1 protein-coding gene is annotated in these 267 nt (G+C 53.6%); it reads right to left on the bottom strand.

Annotated features, from left to right (window positions below; genetic code table 11):
- On the bottom strand, positions 1 to 267 hold a 267-nt coding region (locus HMPREF3022_RS11695; RefSeq protein WP_210399655.1), incomplete at both ends, for a hypothetical protein.

Here is a 267-nt window from a genome sequence, read left to right as displayed (position 1 = left end):
GGGCTTCGTCGGTTGTTTTGGGATGAAGGCCCCAATGCTGCTGTTTGCCCAATAAGACGGTATTGTCGGCAGATTCTTCGGATTGTTTGTTGTCGGTTTCGGCAAAGAGATCGGTATCGGCACTGCGGTAGTTGTAGTCAGCCGTACGTATGCCTTCGACGATGGGGTTGTGGCGGATGCTTAAGTTGAACAGTGCTTCGGTACCGACACTCTCCAATCCGGCATGGGGGCGGTAGGAAACGGGTAAGCCTTGGCTGCGCAAATAGT

It is taken from the genome of Neisseria sp. HMSC065C04 (assembly GCF_001815375.1).
GTDB lineage: Bacteria > Pseudomonadota > Gammaproteobacteria > Burkholderiales > Neisseriaceae > Neisseria > Neisseria flavescens_D.
Note: the sequence above shows the minus strand (reverse complement) of the source record. Positions and strands in the feature narration are given on the sequence as shown.